This is a genomic window from Corynebacterium stercoris (assembly GCF_024160105.1).
Classification (GTDB): Bacteria; Actinomycetota; Actinomycetes; order Mycobacteriales; family Mycobacteriaceae; genus Corynebacterium; species Corynebacterium stercoris.
Genome location: NZ_JAMFTQ010000003.1, coordinates 144,917 through 164,751, shown reverse-complemented (window position 1 = coordinate 164,751; position 19,835 = coordinate 144,917). Strand labels below are relative to the sequence as shown.

Genomic DNA, 19,835 nt, shown 5'->3' with positions numbered 1-19,835 from the left:
CTTTACGACGCCTTTCTATTCCACAGCGTGCTGGCGAGGGCGATGACGCCGACGACGACGGTGACTGCCAGCACTTGGAAGCGGCCGTCCGGGTTGGTGAGCATGAGCGCGACGATGCCGGCGGCGAGAGCGATGGTGGCCCACGGCAGGACGGTCGGTGCCCACATGCGCACGTTGGTGAGTTCGCCCGCGTCCTCGAGTTGCGGGTGCAGCTTGAGGAAGGAGAACGCGATGGCGAACCAGATGACGATCAGGCAGCCGCCCACCGCGTTGAGCAGGAAGGCGAGCAGGCCCGGCGGGTTCCAGTACTGCAGGCCGACCGCGACGAGGCCGAAGAGCACGGAGACGACGACGGCGCGGCGCGGAACCCCCCGAGCGTCGGTACGCGAGAAGCGTGCGGGCGCATCCCCGCGCACGGCGAGGTTGTGCAGGAAGCGGGAGGAGCCGTAGACCTGCGTGTTGCAGGCCGAGAGCAGGGCGATGACGATGACCGCCTCCATGATGCCGACTGCGCCCGGGATGTTCGCCATGCGCAGCACGGCGGTGAAGGGGGACTGGGAGGCGTCGGAGGCGCCGCCGATCTGCGCGAACGGCAGCAGCAGGACGATGAGGAGTACCGAGCCGATGTAGAAGATGCTGATGCGCCAGATGATGGAGCGGATCGCGGCGTGGACGGCCACCTCCGGGTCCTCGGACTCCGCGGCCGCAATGGTGACCAGCTCGATGCCGCCGAACGCGAACGCGACGGCGAGCAGCGCCGTGGCCACGCCGCCCCAGCCGTTGGGCATGAAACCGACCTCGCGCACGTTGCTCAAGCCCACGAACGTGGTGCCGGGCAGAAGCCCCAGCCACAAAAGCGTGCCCAGCACCAGAAACGCGACGATGACCAGCACCTTGATCAGCGCGAACCAGAACTCGAACTCGCCGTAGTTGCGCACCGCCGCGAAGTTGATCAGCGTGAACGCGGCGATGGCGATGAGCGCCGGCACCCACGGGGAGATGCCGAACCACGCGGCGATGATCGCGGACGCGCCGGTGATCTCCACCGCCATGATCATGATCATCATGAACCAGTACAGCCAGCCGACGGTGAATCCGGCGCGCGGTCCGAACGCCATCTCGGCGTAGGTGGAGAACGTGCCGGACGACGGCCTGGCCGCGACCATTTCGGCGAGCATCTGCATGATGCAGACGGTGATGGCACCGGCGATGACGTACGCCAGGAGCACTGCCGGGCCGGCGGCGGCGATGCCCACCCCGGTACCGAGAAAAAGCCCCGCGCCGATCGCGGAGCCGAGGCCCATCATCGTCAAGTGACGGGTCTTGAGGCCGCGTCCGAGCGACGTGGCCTCAGGGGAGGCGGTTGCAGACATGCGTCACAGAATAAACCCCGAATGATCCGACGTATCAACCGCCCGAAACTAGATGCGGATCGCCGGACCGGTGTCCGGGCGGGTGCGCAGCACGGGGGAGTTCGAGAACGGCTCGTTGGAAATGAGCAGGTTGCTCTGCCCGGCGATGTCGCGGGCGGTGACGGATTGCCCGTAACGAGCGTCGAAAAGCACGGTGTCCGGCTCGATGATGACGCCGAGCCCGATCTCGCAGTTGTCGCCGAGGTTCACCTCGATGATGCCGGACGCGTGCCGCAGCAGGCAGTTTTCGCCGATGTGCAGCGGCTTGCGGTTGCGGCCGGAGCCGGCGCGCGCCATGACGACGGCGGACAGCGCGATCTTCGTGCCCTGGCCGACGGTGACGGAGGAGGACATGCGTCCCTCGATGCGCGCCGGGCCGAGCGAGCCCGCGTTGTAGGACACGAAGCCTTCGCGCAGCACCGCGGTGCCCGGCGCGAGGTGCGCGCCGAGGCGCACGCGCTCCGCCTCCGCGATGGAGACACCGGACGGGACGACGTAGTCGACCATGCGCGGCAGCCGCTCGATGCTCCACACCTGGATCGTGCCGCGGGAGCGCAGGTTGGTGCGGATGTACTCGAAGTTGTCGGACAAGCACGGGCCCTTGTTGGTCCACACCACCGGCACGAGGTGCTCGAGGCAGTCTTCCATGTTGATGGTCGTCGGCTTGACAAGGCGGTGGGAGAGCAGGTGCAGGCGCAGGTACACGTCGTGCGCGTCGACGGGCGGCTCGTCCAGGTCGGCGATGGTGGTGCGCACCGGCACGAGCTCGACGAGGCGGTCGCGGTCCATGCCGACGAGGTTGAGGAAGCGGTCCGACAGGTCGCGCGCGCTGACTCGCTCGGTGCCGGTGACGCGGTGGGGCTGCGCGTCGGCGTCGAAAAGCGTGGGGTTCGGGAACCAGGTGTCCAGCACCGTCCCGTCCATTGCGATGTTGGCGATTCCGGTTCCCTGTGCTCCCTGCGGCATGGCCACATCATAACCGCCCGCCCGCGGTCCGTAGGATCGCATGTGTGACTGAGCTTTCGCTTTTCGACGATCCCGTGCAGCTGACCGCAGCGCTCATCGACATCGAGTCGCCGTCCCACCACGAGGAGGCGATTGCCGACGCTATCGAGGCAGCCCTGCGCGCCCTCGACGGCGTGGAGGTGATCCGCACCGGCAACACCGTGGTCGCGCGCACCAACTTCGGTTTGCCGCAGCGCGTGGTGCTGGCCGGCCACATTGATACCGTGCCGTTGGCGGATAACACGCCGCACCACTTCGACGAATCGGGCGAGGTGCTGTGGGGCTGCGGCGCCGTGGACATGAAGTCGGGCCTGGCCTGCTACCTCAACGCGTTTGCGCGGCTGTCCCAGGGCGGGGCGGCCTTCGACCTCACCTTGATCGCCTACGAGTGCGAGGAGGTGGCCACGAAGTACAACGGCCTTTTCCACTTGGAGCAGGAGCGACCGGATCTCTTGGCCGGCGACATCGCACTGCTCGGCGAGCCCTCCGGCGGCATCATCGAAGCCGGCTGCCAGGGCTCGATCCGCGTTTTCGTCGACGGCCACGGCACCCGCGCCCACTCCGCGCGGAGCTGGCTCGGCCACAACGCCGCCCACGACCTGGCGGGGGTGCTCACCCGCGTCGCAAAGTACAAGCCGCGCAGTGTGACCATCGCCGGCTGCGAGTACCGCGAGGGCCTCAACGTTGTCGGCCTCGAAGGCTTCGTGGCCACCAACACCATTCCCGACGAGGCGCGACTGGTCATCAACTTCCGCTACGCCCCCGACCGCTCCGTCGAGGACGCGAAGGCGCACCTGGAGGAGGTCCTCGCACTGGAAGAGGGGCTGACGCTCACGTACGACGACATCGCGCCGGGTGCCATGCCCGGCCTCGACGACCCGGTCGCCGCGAACCTGGTCAAGGCTGTGGGCGGGAAATTCCGCGCCAAATTCGGATGGACGGACGTAGCCCGCTTCTCTAGTCTGGGTATTCCGGCTGTCAACTTCGGGCCCGGCGACCCCGGTTACGCCCACAAGCGCGACGAACAGTGCCCGGTGGACCAGATCAGGCACGTTTCCGAGCAGCTCATTGAGTACCTGACGGCGCAGTAGACCGAACATCCGAAAACGCGAAAGATCGAGCATGGCCCCGCACATCACCCCCCGCCCGAACCGCGACCGCAAGCTCCGCGGCCCCATCATGGTGCGCAGCGAGGACAACGAACAGCAGCCCAGCACCTACGACCAGCGCCTCTTGGAATCCCTCGGCCACTCCGACCACGACTGGAAGCACGCCGATCCGTGGCGCGTCATGCGCATCCAGTCCGAGTTCGTCGCGGGCTTCGACGCGCTGTCTGAGCTGCCGAAGGCCGTGACCGTCTTCGGTTCTGCGCGCCTCGGCGAGGGCACCCCAGAGTACGAGCAGGCCCGCCAGGTCGGCCGTGCGCTGACGGAGGCGGGCTACGCGGTGATCACCGGCGGCGGCCCGGGCCTCATGGAGGGTCCGAACCGCGGTGCCCACGAGGCCGACGGCATCTCCGTGGGCCTGGGCATCGAGCTGCCGTTCGAGCAGGGCTTGAACGACTGGGTCGATCTCGGCCTGAACTTCCGCTACTTCTTCGCCCGCAAGACCATGTTCCTGAAGTACTCGCAGGCGTTCATCTCGCTGCCGGGCGGCTTCGGCACGATGGATGAGGTCTTCGAGGTGCTCTGCATGGTGCAGACCGGCAAGGTAACCAACTTCCCGATCGTGCTCATGGGCACCGACTTCTGGTCCGGCCTGGTGGACTGGATGCGCAACCAGCAGCTCGCCCGCGGGCTGATCTCCCCGGGCGACGACGAGCTGTTCATCGTCACCGATTCCGTCGACGAGGCCGTGGAGCACATCGTCGAGGCGCACCGCGTCATGACTGACGAGCGCATCAACAACCAGCGCGATGTCTAAACCGCTCGCCCGCGTGATGGCGATCGTGAACCGTACCCCGGACTCGTTCTACGACAAGGGGGCGACGTTCGCCGTCGACGCGGCGGTCGAGCGCGCCACGAAAGCCATCGCGGACGGGGCGAGCATCATCGACATCGGCGGCGTGAAGGCCGGCCCCGGCGACGAGGTCGACCCGGCCGCGGAGATGGACAGGGTGCTGCCCGTCATCGCCGCCGTGCGCGCAGCCGATTCGCACGTGACTATCAGCGTCGACACGTGGCGCGCGGACGTCGCGCAGGCGGCGATCGACGCCGGCGCGACGCTGATCAACGACACCTGGGCAGGGTGGGACCCCGAGCTCGTCGAGGTCGCCGGCGCGAACCGCGTGGGCTACGTCTGCTCCCACACGGGCGGTGCCACCCCGCGCACCCGCCCGCACCGGGTGCGTTACGACGACATCGTTGCCGACGTCATCCGCGAAACCACCGCCCTTGCCGAGCGCGCCGCCTCCCTCGGCGTGCCCGAGGAGCAGATTTTCATCGACCCGACGCACGACTTCGGCAAGAACACCTTCCATGGCCTGGAGATCCTGCGCCGCGTCGACGAGCTCGTGGCTACCGGCTGGCCGGTGCTGATGGCGCTGTCCAACAAGGACTTCGTCGGCGAAACCGTGGATCGCGGCGTGGGGGAGCGCGTCGCCGGCACCCTCGCGGCGACGGCGTGGGCGGCGGCGCGCGGGGTCGCCGCCTTCCGCGTCCACGAGGTGCGCGAGACTGTCGACGTCATCCGCATGACCGCCGCCATCGCGGGCGACGCGGCCCCGCTCAACACCGTTCGGAGCCTCGCGTGACGACGAGCGTTGTCATCCCCGCCCTCAACGAAGCCGCGACCGTCGCCGCCGTCGTCGAGGCGTGCCTCGCTTCCAGCGCCGCCGAGGTGCTGGTCATCGACTCCGACTCTGGAGACGCGACCGCGCGCGAGGCCCGGGCCGCCGGGGCGCAAGTACTGAACTGGCGCGAGATCGACCCCCGCGAGCCGTGGCCCGGCAAGGGTGAGGCGCTGTGGCGCGGCGTGCGCGCGGCTAGCGGGGAGACGGTTGTGTTCGTCGACGCCGACGTCACCAACGTGCAGCCGAGCTGGATCGACGCGCTCGCAGCACCCTTCGCCGCCCCTGCTGTCCACCTGGTCAAAGCTTCCTACGAGCGCACCCCCGGCGCCGACGGCCGCGGCGGCGGGCGCGTCACCGAACTCACCGCCAAACCGCTGCTCAACCTCTACTTCCCGGAACTCGGCCACATCGACCAGCCGCTCGCCGGCGAGTACGCGATCCGCCGCGCCACCGCGCTCGAGCTGCCGTTCGTGGCCGGATACGGGGTGGAGGCCGGGCTGCTGATAGACGTCGGCACGCGCTACGGCCCAGCAGCCGTCACCCAAGTGCCGCTGGGGGCGCGCACCCACCGCACGCGGCCGCTCGCTGAGCTCGGGCCGATGGCGGAGGTAGTTGCGCGCACGATTCTTTCTCGGGCACACGTGCTTCCCGACGGCGCGGACGAGGTGGCGCAGCGACCCCCATGGCGCGCGGGTTAAACTGATCCCCATGCTTTCCTGGATCATGCTCATCATCGCGCTGGTGCTGTTCAGCGTGCTCGGCGTCTGGATCTTTGCCGGGGTGTTCGGCCGCGGCGAGGCGCTGCCGCCGATGATGGAGACCGCTGACGTGAAGGAAGCCAACCGCGCGGCGGTCGAGGCGGGGGAGTTCGACAAAATCCAGCTCGAAGTTGTGCACCGCGGCTACCGCATGGACCAGGTCGATGCGCTCATCGCGCAGCTGACCGGCGCGGACCCGGCGGGGTACGAGGCGGGCGCGGAGCGCGAGATCGCCGTTCCCGCCGCCGCGGATGTGCCGGCCGAAAACCGCGTAGACTTAGAGGAAGAGCAAGTTGAACGTGAAGGAGAGCTGACGCATGGCAGCAATGAAACCGCGCACCGGTAACGGCCCGATGGAGGCCGTGGAGGAAAGCCGCAAGATCGTGATGCGCATCCCGTCCGACGGCGGCGGCCGCCTCGTGGTGGAGATGAGCAAGGAAGAAGCTGCCGAACTCGGCCAGCTGCTGCTCGACGCAGCCCAGTAACCTCCGCACCCGTTAACTTCTCAGCCCCGTCGCTGGCGTTGTCTCGCCGGCGCGGGGCTGCGCTACTATCACCACATGCTTAACCACATTGTGGACGTCCTCGCCGACCCGGCTGACCTCACGCCGCTTCAGGGCGCGGACGATTTCACCCGCCTCGTGTCCGAGTCCGGCCACTCCTACGACGTCGCCCGCCAGGGCTACGTCACCCTCGCCGGCGGGAAGGGGCTGAACCACGAGGGCGATTCCCTCGAGATGGTGCAGTCCCGCGAGGCGTTTCTGTCGCACGGTTACTTCGCGCCGTTCGTTGAGTGCGTGTCGGCTGCGGTCGAGGACGTGCTGGAGCGCACCGCCGCGGGAGTCGACGAGCCGGTGGTGCTTGAGGTCGGCGCCGGCACCGGCTACTACCTGGCGCACACGCTGGATTCGATCGAGGGCTCGCGCGGCATCGGCCTGGACATCTCGGTGCCGGCCGCGAAGCACCTGGCAAAGTCGCACCCGCGCGTCGGCGCCGTGGTTGCGGATGTGTGGGAGCGCATCCCGGTGCGAGATAGCGCCGTGCACGCGATCACCGTCGTGTTCGCGCCGCGCAACCCGGCCGAGTTCCGCCGCGTGCTCGCCGACGACGGCGAAGTCATCGTCCTCACCGCCGACCAGGGCCACCTGGACGAGCTGCGCGAGCCCCTGGGCATTCTCGGCGTTGAACAGGGCAAACTCGAGCGCATGCTGGAGCAGGCCGAGGGCCACCTGGTGCCGGTCGGGGAGCCGGAGCTCATCGAGTTCCCGATGCAGCTGGAGCGCGAGGCCATCGCGGCGCAGGTGGGCATGAGCCCGTCGGCGCGCCACGTGGACCCGGCCACGCTCCAGGAGCGCGTCGCCGCGCTGCCGGAGCGCATGGAGGTCACCGCGCGCGCCCAGCTGGTGCGCCTGCGCAAGGGGTAGGCGCTAGAAATTCAGCGTGGTGTGGCCGCGGCGCCACTCGCTGTGGATTGCCGCGTCGCCGCTGGTGCGCACGCGGATCCCGGCGACCGGGTTCTCCGGCCAGAAGCGCGAGGACATGACGACGCTGCCGCCGCCGGCGTACACCTCGATGGTGGAGCCGTCGACGATGACGGTGATGTTGTCCTCGTCGTCGTCGTGAAGCGCGGCGCTCTTGGGGGAGCCGTCGAAACGGTCCAGCTCAATCCGCTCGCCGTCGTGGGTGATGCGGACCGCGACGCTGCCGTCGGCCTCGACCACCTCGGCGACGATCTCGGAGCCGTCCGGGATCTCGCACAGTGCGGTCCACAGCAGCGCGCGCTCGGCCTCGTCGATCGCGTTCGGCAGGCCCGGTGCCGGCACCTGGTAGAGGTGGCCGTGCTGCAGTGTCACGCGGCGCGGCAGGGTCAGGGCGTTGGCCCAGCCCTCGCGCTCCCAGTTCGGCTCGCTGGTCGGGTCGCCGTTGCGGCCGGAGTCCGTCATGAAACCGTAGATGTAGGCGCGCTCGTAGCGCACCAGCTCATCCGCCACGTCGCGCGCGTAGTTGGTGTTGCGCGGACGGGTGAAGTCGTGGCCGTGGTCGAACAGCTGGCTCGGCGTGACCACCGTGAAAGTGTTGCCCTCCAGGCGGCCGATGATGTAGCTGGAGTAGTCCTTGTTGTCGCGCTCGATGGTGAGGAAGAGCACGTCGTAGATCTTGCCATCCACCTGGTCGCGCAGGCGTACGAGGCGCGGTGCCACCAGTGTCTCGTCGAGCTCGATGCCCGGGTCGCCGTCGAACTCGAGCGGACCCTCGAACGTCCAGCTGCGGCCGTCGGCGGAGCTGAGCACGACGGGCTTCGGGGCATCGGTGCCGCCGGCGACGGCGAGCATGAGCCAGCCCTGGTGTCCCTCGTTGCGGTCGCCGAGCGCGAACCAGCCCGGGATCACGCAGGGGGAGCGGAAGTTGGTCCACTCGCCGGCACCCTCGATGGTGATGTCGAGGCGCTCGGCCGCCGCGGACACGTCGAGGTCGTCGTCGAGATCGTCGCACAGCTCGTCCACGTCTGCGACGCGCGCGAGCTTGATCTGGTTGCCGGCCTCGCTGACGGAGGTGAAGTACATGTCCACGCCGCCGTCGGCAGCCTCACCGCCGACTACGGCGCCTGCCCGCACCTGCGTCTCGCCGTCCACCGGCACGATGGCGTCGTTGCACTCGTACCAGCTGAACGGGTCGTCCTCGCTCGCGTGGTGGCCCCAGCGGCTCGCCCCACCGGGGGCGGGCTTGTACTGGTAGAACATGTGCCAGACGCGCTCGCCCTCCTTGCCCAGGCGAATCACGCCGGCGGGGCCTTCGAGAATGCCGTCGTCGGCAGTAACGTGCAGTTCCGGTCGCAACACCGCCATCAGCTCGCACCCAGTTTCTTGTAAATGTCCACCGTCTCCTGGGCGATGGTGGCCCAGGAGAAGTCGGAGACGGCGCGCTCGCGACCGGCGTCACCCATGCGTGCCGACGATTCCTTATCCGCCGCCACAGCATTCACAGCCTCGGCGATGCCGCGCTCGAACGTCTCCGGATCGTTCTCGTCGTAATCCACGAGCGTGCCGGTGGTGCCGTCGACGACGACCTCCGGGATGCCGCCCACGCGGGAGGCGACGACGGCGGTGCCGCACGCCATGGCCTCGAGGTTGACAATGCCCAGCGGCTCGTAGATCGAGGGGCAGACGAAGACGTCGGACGTGGAGTAGACCTCGCGGATGCGCTCCGGCGGCAGCATGTCCTGGACCCAGAAGACGCCGTCGCGCTCGGCGCGCAGCTGCTCAACCAGTGCGTTGGTCTCCTCGGCGATCTCCGGCGTGTCGGGGGCGCCGGCGCAGAGGATCAGCTGGATGTCCTCGTCGAAGTGCTGCGCCGCCTTGAGCAAGTGGGGGACACCCTTCTGGCGGGTAATGCGGCCGACAAACGACGCAACCGGGCGGGAGGTGTCCACGCCGAGCTCCTCGGCGATGGTGCCGGTCTCCGGGAACCAGCGCTCCGGGTCGATGCCGTTGAGTACCACGTGCACCTTGTCCGCGTCGATGCGCGGGTAGGCGCGCAGGATCGCGTCCTTCATGCCGGAGGACACCGCGATAACGGCGTCGGCGTGCTCCATCGCGTTCTTCTCGCTCCACGACGAAATGTCGTAGCCGCCGCCGAGCTGCTCGCGCTTCCACGGGCGGTCCGGCTCCAGCGAGTGGGCGGTGACCACGTGCGGAATGTCGTACAGCAGGCCAGTGAGGTGGCCGCCCAAACCGGAGTACCAGGTGTGGGAGTGGACGACATCGAGGCCGGTGGCGGCGTTCGCCATGCGCAGGCCGGTGGAGAGGGTCTTAATGGCGCCGTTCGCGTTCTCCAGCTCCGGGTCCACGCCGTGCACGTAGACGTTGGCTTCGTCGCGCGGGGCGCCCATGCAGTGGACATCGACATCGACGATGTCGCGCATGAACCTGGTCAGCTCGGTGACGTGCACGCCCGCACCGCCGTAAATCTCCGGCGGGTACTCTCTGGTCATCATTCCGACTCTCATATCCGCCGAGCTTAGTGACGTTCATTCCGCGCTGCACGAACCTTGAGCGGCGTGTGTCTGCGAACGTCGGCACGCATACCCCCGCATAAGGTGCAGGCGGATAAATGCCCTGCGCACCAGAGCTTCTTTCAATACGCTGGCGGGTATGAAGAGTCAGCCTCGAGTCCTTGCCATCGTCCTCGCTGGCGGTGAGGGGAAGCGTCTGTTCCCCCTCACCGCGGACCGCGCCAAGCCGGCGGTCCCGTTCGGCGGTAACTACCGCCTCATCGACTTCGTGCTTTCCAATCTCGTCAACGCGGGCTACATGCGCATCGCCGTGCTGACGCAGTACAAGTCCCACTCGCTGGACCGCCACGTCGCCACCGCGTGGAACGTGTCGGGCCCGACGCCGCAGTACATCGCCTCCGTGCCGGCGCAGCAGCGCCGCGGCAAGCGCTGGTACAACGGCTCGGCGGACGCGATTGTGCAGTCCCTGAACCTGATCTACGACGATATGCCGGACTACGTCCTCGTTTTCGGCGCGGACCACGTCTACCGCATGGACCCGTCGCAGATGGTGGAGGACCACATCGCCTCCGGCAAGGCCGCGACCGTCGCGGGCATCCGCGTCCCGCGCGCCGAGGCGACCGCGTTCGGCTGCATCCAGGCTGACGACGACGGCACCATCACCGAGTTCCTGGAGAAGCCGGCCGACCCGCCGGGCACCCCGGATGACCCGGAGATGACCTACGCGTCCATGGGCAACTACGTGTTCTCTACCGAGGCGCTGATCCAGGCGCTGTTGGAGGATGAGCAGAACGAGGACTCGGCGCACGACATGGGCGGCGACATCATCCCGTACTTCGTGTCCAAGGGCGAGGCCAACGTCTACGACTTCTCCGGCAACGAGGTCCCGGGTGCCACGGAGCGCGACAAGGGTTACTGGCGCGACGTAGGTACCATCGACTCCTTCTACGAGGCCCACATGGACCTCATTTCCTCCCACCCGATCTTCAACCTCTACAACAAGGCGTGGCCGATCCACTCCACCGAGGACAGCAACCTCCCGCCGGCGAAGTTCGTGCTGGGCGGCATTGCGGCGGAGTCCATCGTGGCGTCCGGCTCGATCGTCTCCGGCGCGACGGTGCGCAACTCCGTGCTTTCCACCGACGTGCGCGTCGAGGAGGGCGCGACCGTCGAGGGTTCCGTGCTCCTGCCGGGCGTGCGCGTGGGCAAGGGCGCCGTGGTGCGCCACGCCATCCTGGACAAGAACGTCTACGTCTCCGACGGCGAAATCATCGGCGTGGACCTGGAGCGCGACCGCACCCGCTACACCGTCTCCGACGGCGGCGTCGTGGTCGTGGGCAAGAACGAAGTGGTGTAGCTACCGCTTCGTCACCAAGGTCAGGCCGCCGTCGAGGGGCAGGCGGCTGACCACGGCACCGGTATCGGCAGCGAGCGCGTCGAGGCGGACATCCGCCTCACGCGCTGCTTCTGTTTCGCGGTCGCGCCGCGAGGGGTCGGCAACGGTGCCGTCGAGCAGCGAATCGGCGATGACGAGGGTGCCGCCCGGGGTGAGGAGCGGCCACGCGACGTCGATCAGCGCGGGCAGCTCCAGCGGCGCGACGTCTGCGTACACCAGCTGGTACGCGCCGTTGGCGAGCCTGCCCATCACGTCGAGCGGGCGGGCGGTGAGGAAGCGCGCGCGGGAGGCCGCGTAGCCGCCGAGCTTGAACGCGGCCTTCGCCTCGGCCTGCAGCGCGGCCTCGGGCTCGATGCAGGTCAGCGTCGCTTTCGCAGGCAGGCCGCGGAGGATGTGCAGGCCGACGACGCCTGCCGCCGGCGTCACGGCGACCGCACCCTGGCTCGCCGCCCCCGCCGGGTGCGCCGCCGCGAGCGCGCTCAGCAGCGTGCCGACGATCACGGACGGCGCGCGCACCCCGTTTTCCTCCGCCTCGACGTGGGCGTGGCTGAGGCCCTCACGGAACTCCTCGGTGAATTGGGCCTGGGAGCCGTTGCGCTCGTTGATGAAGGCGGTCATTTGGGAAAACGCGGTCTCACTCACGCGTTTCAGCATAGTCGCCGCCGGGTTCTCATCGGGCCGACTCGCAATGCACAGGCACTTCCCAGGCCGTTAGTTGGTCCGGTGGATGTTGATCTGCCACAATTTCGGGCATGACTGTCGAGTCCGCGCCCGCCGAGCCCCTCACCGGCACCGCCGCCTTCGATGCCGGACACGGCGAGATGCCGTCGTGGGCAGAGCTCGTGGCCGAGCACGCGGACAGCGTCTACCGGCTGGCGTTCCGCCTCGCCGGCAACCAGCACGATGCCGAAGACCTCACGCAGGAGACGTTCATGCGCGTCTTCCGCAACCTGAAGGACTACCAGCCGGGCACGTTCGAGGGCTGGCTGCACCGCATCACCACGAACCTGTTTCTGGACATGGTGCGCCACCGCTCCAAGATCCGGATGGAGGAGCTGCCGGAGGATTACGAGCGCGTCCTCGGCCCCGGCCCCACGCCGGAGCAGGCAGTCGCTTCGACGACGCTGGACCCGGCGCTGCAGCGCGCGCTGGACGAGTTGAGCCCCGAGTTCCGCGTCGCGGTGGTGCTCTGTGACGTTGTCGGTATGACGTACGAGGAGATCGCCGAGACCCTCGATGTGAAGATGGGCACGGTGCGCTCGCGTATCCACCGCGGCCGGACGCAGCTGCGCGAGTCGCTGGAAGCCCAGGCGCTGTACGACACGGCCGCGAAGGAGCTGCTGCGCACCCGTTAGACCTGCACAGGAGTAGCCTGGGTCGCATTGCTGAAAGGAGGCGCGCGGTGTTCGCATCAACGGAGCATTTGAGCGCGGAGGCGGTAGCTGCTTTCGTCGATGAGGAGTTGTCCCCGTCGGCTGCGCGCCGCGCGCAGGACCACATCGCGCAGTGCCCCGAGTGCCACGATGAGGTGGTGGCGCAGCGCGGCGCCGCCGAGCGCGTCCGCGGGTGCCAGGACGAGGTGCGCGCGCCGCGCTCGCTGGTGGATCGCCTGGCTCAGCTGCGCGACGAGGACGTGCCGGCGGGTCGCAAGTGCGCCATCAAGCCGCCGCGCCCGGCGGGGGATCAGCCGGATCTGCTGCGCAAAATGGAGTCCGCCCTGAAGTCGCTACGGCGCCGGGGGTAGGGTGACGTAGGTGTTTTCCAGCTTCGGATGGTTTGAGTTTTTCCTCATCCTGATCATCGGGCTGATTGTGATCGGCCCGGAGCGCCTGCCCGCCGTGATCGAGGATGTGCGCGCCGCGATTTACGCCGCGCGCAAGGGCATCGCGAACGCGAAGCGCGAGCTCAACGGCGAACTGGAGGAGTTCGAGGAGTTCCGCAAGCCGCTGGACACCGTGTCCAAGTACGCGGCGATGGGGCCCGCCCGCGCGGTGTCCTCGCTGCTCTTCGATGGCGACGAGGAATACCTGGAGAGCTTCGATCCGCGCCGCGCGCTGGCGGACGAGGATCAGCCGACCCCGTCGGGCCCGCGTCCGGCGCCTGCGCGGAACAAGCGTGCGTCGGCACCCGCGCCGGCCCCGGAGGAGCCGAAGCGCGCGGGCTTCAACTGGGAAGACGTGCTCTAGCTCGGCGTTACGCCGAGGCTCTTGCCCGCGAGCGAATTGCGGCGCACTTTGAGCTTGCCGACGATCGCTTCCACCGCCTGCGCCGCCGGCGACTCGGGCTGGGCGATGACGACGGGGGTGCCGTCGTCGCCATGCTCGCGCAGCGTCGGGTCGAGGGGGATGGAACCGAGCAGCGGGACGTCCGAGTCGGTGAGCGCGGTGAGGCGGTCGGCGACGCGCTGGCCGCCGCCCTCGCCGAAGACGTGCATGGTGGTGCCGTCCGGCATGGCGAGGCCCGCCATGTTCTCGATCACGCCCGCGATGCGCTGGTTCGTCTGCTGCGCGATGGTGCCGGCGCGCTCCGCGACCTCGGCGGCCGCGGCCTGCGGTGTGGTGACGATGATCAGCTCCGCGTTAGGCACGAGCTGCGCCACGGTGATGGCCACGTCGCCGGTGCCGGGCGGCAGATCCATGAATAGGACGTCGAGGTCGCCCCAGTAGACGTCGGCGAGGAACTGCTGGATCGCGCGGGTGAGCATCGGGCCGCGCCACACGATCGGTGCGTTGCCCTCCACGAACTGGCCGATGGAGATGTGGCGCACGTTGTGGGTGATGGGGGGCATGATCATGTCGTCGACAAGCGTGGGCCCCTTGTCCGCGGAGCCCATGAGGCCAGGGATGGAGTGGCCGTAGATGTCGGCGTCGACGATGCCGACGGTGAGGCCCTGCGCGGCCATCGCGGTGGCGAGGTTCACCGTCATCGAGGATTTACCCACGCCGCCCTTGCCGGACGCGACGGCGAAGACGCGGGTGCGCGTGTCCGGGTCGGCGAAGGGGATGACCGGGCCGGTCTGCTCGCCGCGGAGCTTCTCGGAGAGGGCGCGGCGCTGCTCGTCGGTCATGGAGCCGAGCGTGATGTCGACCTTGCCGACGCCGGGGAGTTCCTCGAGCACGGCGCGGACGTTGCGCTCGATGGTCTCGCGCATCGGGCAGCCGGCGATGGTGAGCAGGATAGTGGCGGCGACATCGCCGCTCTCGTTCACGGTGACCTGGTCGACCATGCCGAGCTCGGTGATGGGTTTGCCGATTTCCGGGTCCTCGACGCGCGCGAGTGCGTCCAGGACGGCAGCTTCTGTGATGGGGGAGTGCGTAGTAGCCATATCAATGCGCAAGTATAAGCCCCGCCCGAGACGTGGGAAAACACATGTATAGTGGGGCGCTGCACGTTGATTGAACCTTCAAAAATAGGAGCGCTATGACGAACCCCAAGCAGGCGGCCGCGAACTCCCGCCAACTGCCCACCGGCTGGCCGGTCGGCAGCTTCAACACCTACGCCGAGGCGCAAACCGCTGTGGACAACCTCTCGGATCGCGAGTTCCCGGTGGAGAAGCTCACCATTGTCGGCGTCGACCTCATGCAGGTGGAGAACATCACCGGCCGCCTGACCTGGGGCCGCGTGTTGGGCGGGGGCGCGCTCTCCGGCGCGTGGATGGGTCTGTTCATCGGCCTGATCTTCGCGCTGTTCGCGATGCCGGGCACCGGGTGGGCCGTGTTCTTCTGGTCGCTGCTCATCGGTGCGCTGTTCGGCGTGGTCTTCGCCGCCATCGCGTACGGTTTCAGCGGCGGCAAGCGCGACTTCGCCTCCGCGACCACGATCGTCGCCGGGCGTTACGACGTATTGTGCGAGCCCGAGCTCGCCCCGCAGGCCCGCGACATGATTGCCGGCGGTAGAGTCAACGAGCAGACTCAATCGCCGCAGTAAAGGAGCAACGGGTTGGGAAACCGCACACTCGCCGGCACCGCACTTGTCGCGGTGTCGGCGCTTTGCGTTTCGTGTGCGCAATCGAGCGGGCTGCCGCTTCTGGGCGCGCCGGACCGCACGCCGGTGGCCATCGGCATCGACTCGGCGTCGGCGGAGCAGGTCGCGCTCGGCGAGATTTACAGCCGCATCCTGGACCAGATGGGCTACGCCGTGGGCGTGACCAGCCTGCCGCCGCGCGCGGAGGCCGACGCGATTGAGGTGCTCCGCACCGAGCAGATCGACCTCGTCGTCACGTGCACCGGAGCCCTGCTGAACTCGCAGAACCCGGCGGCGGCGCGCGAGCTCGCGGCGAGCGGCGAGGAGGGTGAGGCGCTGTCGCAGGCGGCGTATGACGCGACCGTCGGCACGTTCCCGACCGACGTGCGCACCGTGGACCCCTCCCCGGCGCACGGTTGCGCGGACCTCGGCCCGGACGAGCTGCCGCAGAACATCATCCCCGTCTTCGTCGACGGCACGTTCGACCGCGCGACGGTCAACCGCATCAACTTCATCACCCGCGTCATGGCCACCGAGGACATCGCGGAAGCCGCCGAGCGCATCGAGGGCGGCGAGCCCATCGCCGAGGCCGTGGGGGAGTGGCTCATGGAGTACGCCGGCATCGCTCCACGCGAGGCATAAGCGCCCCACACTTTTCGACGGCAGCAAAAAACCGGCCCACAGGGAATTCCTCCCCGCGGGCCGGTTTCTTACCTACTTACTTGGCAAACGCTTCGTCGATAAGCGCCTGCTCCTCCTGCTGGTGCACCTTCGCCACACCGGTAGCGGTGGTGGACTGTGCGCGGCGGGAGACGCGGACCATCTCCGGCATGTCCGGGATCAGGTCGCGCAGGTGCTCGTTGTAGAACGGCCATGCACCCTGGTTGGCCGGCTCATCCTGCACCCAGCGGATCTGCTTCGCGTTCGGGTAGTTCGCGAAAGCGTCCTTGAGGCGGTTGAACGGGATCGGGTGGAGCATCTCGACGCGGACGATCGCGACATCGTCGCGGCCGTCCTTCTCCTGGCGCTTCGCAAGCTCGTAGTAGATCTTGCCGGAGCACAGCAGGATGGTCTCAACCTTGTCGTGCTTCGCGCCGTCGACCTTCGTGTTGCCGCGGGAGACGAAGTTCGGGTCGTCGATGACGGACTCGAACTTGTCCGTTTCGATGAAGTCGGCCGGCTGGGAAACTGCAGCCTTGTTGCGCAGCATGGACTTCGGGGTGAAGACGACCAGCGGGCGCTTCATCTCGCCGAGTGCCTGGCGGCGCAGCAGGTGGAAGTGGTTCGCCGGGGTGGACGGCTGCGCCACGGTCATGGAACCCTCGGCGCACAGCTGCAGGTAGCGCTCGATGCGTGCCGACGAGTGGTCCGGGCCCTGGCCCTCGTAGCCGTGCGGCAGCAGCATGGTCAGGCTGGACAGCTCGCCCCACTTGGTCTCGCCGGAGGAGATGTACTCGTCGATGATGGTCTGGGCGCCGTTGGCGAAGTCGCCGAACTGTGCCTCCCAGGCCACCACTGCGTCCTGGTCGCCCAGGGAGTAGCCGTACTCGAAGCCCAGGCCCGCGTACTCGGTGAGCGCGGAGTTGTAGACCTCGAAGCGGCCGCCGTTGTCGGCCTCCTGCGCGTTGTGGTCGAGCGGGTTGTAGCCCTCGCCGTTCTCCGGGTTGTACAGCACCGCGTGGCGCTGGGTGAAGGTGCCGCGCTGGGAGTCCTCGCCGGCGAGGCGGACAAACTTGCCCTGCTCCGCCAGGGAACCGAAGGCGAGCAGCTCGCCCCAGCCCCAGTCGATGTCGCCGCCCTCGAAGGAGCCGCCGCGGTTCTTCAGCACGTTCTTCAGGCGCTTGTTCGGGGTGAAGTCCTCCGGCAGTTCCGCGTAGGAGTTGGCCAGGCGCTTGAAGGTGTCCTCGGAAATCGAGGTGTCCAGGCCGCGGGTGAGCTTCTGCGCCTCGGTGATGCCGGTCTGCTCGCTCGGCTGGCCCTCGGACGCCTTGACGTCGGAGAAGACTGCGTCGAGCTGGTCGTGGAAGTCCTGGGCCGCGATCTCGGCCTCTTCCTGGGTGATGTCGCCGCGGCCGATGAGGTCCTTGGTGTAGCGGGTGCGCACGGACTCGTGGCTCTCGATGCGGTCGTACATGATCGGCTGGGTCACCGTCGGGTCGTCGGCCTCGTTGTGGCCGCGCAGGCGGTAGCAGATCAGGTCGATGAAGACGTCCTTGCCGAACTCGCGGCGGTACTCGGTGGCCAGCTGGGCAACCCAAGCTGCTGCCTCCGGGTCGTCGCCGTTGACGTGGAACACCGGGCAGTCGAAGCCCTTGGCCAGGTCGGTGGCGTAGTAGGAGGAACGGCCGGACTCTGGCGTGGTGGTGAAGCCGATCTGGTTGTTCACCACGATGTGCACAGTGCCGCCGACGGAGTAGCCCGGCAGGCGGGAGAGGTTCAGCGTCTCCTGGACAATGCCCAGGCCGGCGAAGGAGGCGTCGCCGTGGAGCATGAGCGGCACAACCGGATAGTCCTCGCGGCCCTCGGTCACCTTGAGCTGATCGGTCTTGGCGCGGGCCATGCCCACCAGGACCGGGTCGACGGCCTCGAGGTGGGACGGGTTGGCGGCCAGGGAGACCTTGATCTCGCCGTCGCCGAACATCTGGATGTGCTCGCCCTCGAAGCCGAGGTGGTACTTCACGTCGCCGGAGCCGCCCTGCTGGGCTGCCTTGAAGTTGCCCTCGAACTCGTTGAAGATCGTCGCAACCGGCTTGCCCACGATGTTGAACAGCACGTTCAGGCGGCCGCGGTGCGGCATGCCGATGACAACCTCGTCGAGGCCCTGGCCGGCGGCGGTGTCGATGACTGCGTCCATGAGCGGGATCAGGGTCTCGGCACCCTCGAGGGAGAAGCGCTTCTGGCCCAGGTACTTGGTCTGCAGGAAGTTCTCGAAGGCCTCGGCGGCGTTGAGCTTCTGCAGGATGTACTTCTGCTCCGCGGTGGTCGGCTTCGGCATGCCGGCCTCCATGCGGTCGCGGAGCCAGTCGCGCTCGTCGCGGTCCATGACGTGGGCGTACTCGGCGCCGACGTGCAGGGTGTAGGCGGCGCGCAGGCGGGAAAGCACCTCGCGCAGCGTCATGGTCTCCTTGCCGCCGAAACCGCCGACGTGGAAGGTGCGGTCGAGGTCCCAGATGGTCAGGCCGTGGGACTCAAGCAGCAGGTCGCGGGAATCCGGCTTCGGCAGACCCGGCTGGTGCCAGCGCAGCGGGTTGGTGTCGGCGATGAGGTGGCCGCGCGCGCGGTAGGAGTGGATGAGCTGCATGATGCGGGTGTCCTTGTTGATACCCGTGTCCGGCAGGTCCTGTGCCCAGCGCAGCGGCGCGTAAGGGATCTGGAGGGAATCGAAGATCTCGTCCCAGAACTTGTCGTCGATAAGCAGCTGCGAAATGTCGCGCAGGAACTCGCCGGACTCCGCACCCTGGATCACGCGGTGGTCGTAGGTCGAGGTCAGCGTGACCAGCTTGCCCACGCCCAGCTCGGCGAGGCGGTCCTCGGACGCGCCGGCGAACTCGGCCGGGTAATCCATGGCACCGACACCCACGATGGTGCCCTGGCCCTTGGTCAGGCGCGGGATGGAATGGCGGGTGCCGATGCCGCCCGGGTTGGTCAGCTGGATGGTGACACCGGAGAAGTCATCCATGGTCAGCTTGCCGATGCGGGCGCGGTCGACGATGTCCTCGTACGCCTTGACGAAGCCGTTGAAATCGAGCGTCTCGCACTCCTTGATCGCGGCGACGACGAGGGAGCGGGAGCCGTCCTTCTGCGGCAGGTCGATGGCCAGGCCGAGGTTGATGTGCTCCGGCTGCACCGCGAAGGACTTCTTCTCCTCCTCGCGGTAGCTCTTGTTCATGTCCGGGTGCAGCTTGGTGGCCTGGACAATGGCGTAGCCGATGATGTGGGTAAACGAGATCTTGCCGCCGCGGGTGCGCTTGAGGTGGTCGTTGATCAGCGCACGGTTCTCAAACATGAGCTTGACCGGCATGTCGCGCACGGTGGTCGCGGTGGGGACCTCGAGGGACTCGTTCATGTTCTTGGCAATTGCCTTGAACGCGCCCTTGAGCTGGGTCTCGCCCGGGGTGGTCTCCACAGAGGCGATGCGGTCCAGCGGGGAGGTCTTCGGCTTGGCCTTCACCGGCTTGGACGGCTTTGAGGTGGCGGCGGCAGCCTCGTCCACCTTGGTCTCGCGCCCGTCCTGGGAAGGAGCTGCGGTGGTGCGGGCGACCTTCGGGTCAGTCTTCGCCTCGGACGCGCCCTTGGCGGACGGGGAGACGTTGGCGGTGCCCTTCGCAGTCTTGGGTGCGCCCTTCTTCTCAAAGAGCTCGCGCCACTCCGGGTCCACGGAGTTTGGATCCTCCTGGAACTGCTGGAACATCTCGTCAACCAGCCAGCTGTTCTGGCCGAAAGTGTTTTCGCTGCTCACGGCAGGTGTTCACCTTCCTACATCGGTGTGAAGATACTT

At 67.9% G+C, this 19,835-nt stretch carries 20 protein-coding genes; 13 read left to right on the top strand and 7 right to left on the bottom strand.

Going from position 1 to position 19,835, the window contains the following annotated elements:
- Positions 1 to 2: 2 nt before the first annotated feature.
- Positions 3 to 1,373, bottom strand: a complete 1,371-nt coding sequence (locus M5J20_RS04225) for an amino acid permease (protein WP_253576686.1) — start codon at positions 1,371 to 1,373, stop codon at positions 3 to 5.
- A gap of 48 nt (positions 1,374 to 1,421) precedes the next feature.
- Positions 1,422 to 2,378 carry a 2,3,4,5-tetrahydropyridine-2,6-dicarboxylate N-succinyltransferase gene (locus tag M5J20_RS04220; RefSeq protein ID WP_253576684.1) on the bottom strand — a complete coding sequence of 319 codons (957 nt, stop codon included), beginning with the start codon at positions 2,376 to 2,378 and terminating at the stop codon, positions 1,422 to 1,424.
- A 44-nt stretch (positions 2,379 to 2,422) separates the two neighbouring features.
- Between M5J20_RS04220 and dapE the strand changes: the two genes are divergently transcribed.
- The 7 genes from dapE (at position 2,423) to M5J20_RS04185 (ending at position 7,390) form a co-directional block, all read left to right on the top strand.
- Positions 2,423 to 3,508 (top strand): succinyl-diaminopimelate desuccinylase, encoded by a 1,086-nt coding sequence (gene dapE / locus M5J20_RS04215; protein ID WP_253576681.1) that lies wholly within the window; start codon positions 2,423 to 2,425, stop codon positions 3,506 to 3,508.
- A 31-nt stretch (positions 3,509 to 3,539) separates the two neighbouring features.
- Positions 3,540 to 4,340: an LOG family protein gene (locus tag M5J20_RS04210; protein ID WP_253576678.1), complete on the top strand. Its 801-nt coding sequence runs from the start codon at positions 3,540 to 3,542 to the stop codon at positions 4,338 to 4,340.
- A complete protein-coding gene (folP, locus tag M5J20_RS04205) occupies positions 4,333 to 5,169 on the top strand; it encodes a dihydropteroate synthase (RefSeq protein ID WP_253576676.1) in 837 nt (278 codons plus the stop codon). Before M5J20_RS04210 ends, folP begins: the two co-directional genes overlap by 8 nt.
- Positions 5,166 to 5,906 (top strand): glucosyl-3-phosphoglycerate synthase, encoded by a 741-nt coding sequence (locus tag M5J20_RS04200; protein WP_253576673.1) that lies wholly within the window; start codon positions 5,166 to 5,168, stop codon positions 5,904 to 5,906. Before folP ends, M5J20_RS04200 begins: the two co-directional genes overlap by 4 nt.
- A gap of 10 nt (positions 5,907 to 5,916) precedes the next feature.
- A complete protein-coding gene (locus M5J20_RS04195) occupies positions 5,917 to 6,312 on the top strand; it encodes a hypothetical protein (protein ID WP_253576670.1) in 396 nt (131 codons plus the stop codon).
- Complete coding sequence (locus tag M5J20_RS04190; RefSeq protein ID WP_234948652.1) at positions 6,284 to 6,451, top strand: DUF3117 domain-containing protein; 168 nt, start codon at positions 6,284 to 6,286, stop codon at positions 6,449 to 6,451. The genes M5J20_RS04195 and M5J20_RS04190 overlap by 29 nt, the downstream gene beginning before the upstream one ends.
- 75 nt (positions 6,452 to 6,526) lie before the next feature.
- Positions 6,527 to 7,390 (top strand): methyltransferase domain-containing protein, encoded by an 864-nt coding sequence (locus M5J20_RS04185; protein WP_253576668.1) that lies wholly within the window; start codon positions 6,527 to 6,529, stop codon positions 7,388 to 7,390.
- Positions 7,391 to 7,393: 3 nt separating this feature from the next.
- On the opposite strand, the gene M5J20_RS04180 is transcribed toward M5J20_RS04185, so the two are convergent.
- Both M5J20_RS04180 and glgA read right to left on the bottom strand, forming a co-directional pair.
- Positions 7,394 to 8,812 (bottom strand): GH32 C-terminal domain-containing protein, encoded by a 1,419-nt coding sequence (locus M5J20_RS04180; RefSeq protein WP_253576665.1) that lies wholly within the window; start codon positions 8,810 to 8,812, stop codon positions 7,394 to 7,396.
- Entirely contained in the window at positions 8,812 to 9,972 is a 1,161-nt protein-coding gene (gene glgA / locus M5J20_RS04175; RefSeq protein WP_253576662.1) for a glycogen synthase, read from the bottom strand. The genes M5J20_RS04180 and glgA overlap by 1 nt, the downstream gene beginning before the upstream one ends.
- A 145-nt stretch (positions 9,973 to 10,117) precedes the next feature.
- Between glgA and glgC the strand changes: the two genes are divergently transcribed.
- Positions 10,118 to 11,335 carry a glucose-1-phosphate adenylyltransferase gene (gene glgC, locus M5J20_RS04170; RefSeq protein WP_253576659.1) on the top strand — a complete coding sequence of 406 codons (1,218 nt, stop codon included), beginning with the start codon at positions 10,118 to 10,120 and terminating at the stop codon, positions 11,333 to 11,335.
- On the opposite strand, the gene M5J20_RS04165 is transcribed toward glgC, so the two are convergent.
- Positions 11,336 to 11,992, bottom strand: a complete 657-nt coding sequence (locus tag M5J20_RS04165; protein WP_437177618.1) for an O-methyltransferase — start codon at positions 11,990 to 11,992, stop codon at positions 11,336 to 11,338. It abuts the gene before it with no gap.
- A gap of 134 nt (positions 11,993 to 12,126) precedes the next feature.
- Between M5J20_RS04165 and sigE the strand changes: the two genes are divergently transcribed.
- From sigE to tatB, 3 genes are read left to right on the top strand one after another with little or no spacing between them, the layout of a single operon-like run.
- Positions 12,127 to 12,729 carry an RNA polymerase sigma factor SigE gene (sigE, locus tag M5J20_RS04160; RefSeq protein ID WP_253576653.1) on the top strand — a complete coding sequence of 201 codons (603 nt, stop codon included), beginning with the start codon at positions 12,127 to 12,129 and terminating at the stop codon, positions 12,727 to 12,729.
- Between the two features lie 47 nt (positions 12,730 to 12,776).
- On the top strand, positions 12,777 to 13,118 hold the full coding sequence (locus M5J20_RS11415; RefSeq protein ID WP_367614878.1) for a zf-HC2 domain-containing protein: 342 nt from the start codon (positions 12,777 to 12,779) through the stop codon (positions 13,116 to 13,118).
- A gap of 10 nt (positions 13,119 to 13,128) precedes the next feature.
- Entirely contained in the window at positions 13,129 to 13,560 is a 432-nt protein-coding gene (gene tatB, locus M5J20_RS04150; RefSeq protein WP_253576651.1) for a Sec-independent protein translocase protein TatB, read from the top strand.
- Here tatB and M5J20_RS04145 read toward each other — a convergent pair.
- Positions 13,557 to 14,699 carry an Mrp/NBP35 family ATP-binding protein gene (locus M5J20_RS04145; RefSeq protein ID WP_253576635.1) on the bottom strand — a complete coding sequence of 381 codons (1,143 nt, stop codon included), beginning with the start codon at positions 14,697 to 14,699 and terminating at the stop codon, positions 13,557 to 13,559. The two genes, tatB and M5J20_RS04145, sit on opposite strands and share 4 nt — an antisense overlap.
- 95 nt (positions 14,700 to 14,794) lie before the next feature.
- Between M5J20_RS04145 and M5J20_RS04140 the strand changes: the two genes are divergently transcribed.
- Positions 14,795 to 15,301 (top strand): YflT domain-containing protein, encoded by a 507-nt coding sequence (locus tag M5J20_RS04140; protein ID WP_253576633.1) that lies wholly within the window; start codon positions 14,795 to 14,797, stop codon positions 15,299 to 15,301.
- A 12-nt stretch (positions 15,302 to 15,313) separates the two neighbouring features.
- Positions 15,314 to 15,979 carry a substrate-binding domain-containing protein gene (locus M5J20_RS04135; protein ID WP_253576630.1) on the top strand — a complete coding sequence of 222 codons (666 nt, stop codon included), beginning with the start codon at positions 15,314 to 15,316 and terminating at the stop codon, positions 15,977 to 15,979.
- A 76-nt stretch (positions 15,980 to 16,055) separates the two neighbouring features.
- Here the strand turns inward: M5J20_RS04135 and M5J20_RS04130 are convergent, their stop codons facing one another.
- Positions 16,056 to 19,796: a multifunctional oxoglutarate decarboxylase/oxoglutarate dehydrogenase thiamine pyrophosphate-binding subunit/dihydrolipoyllysine-residue succinyltransferase subunit gene (locus tag M5J20_RS04130; protein WP_253576627.1), complete on the bottom strand. Its 3,741-nt coding sequence runs from the start codon at positions 19,794 to 19,796 to the stop codon at positions 16,056 to 16,058.
- Between the last annotated feature and the right edge of the window lie 39 nt (positions 19,797 to 19,835).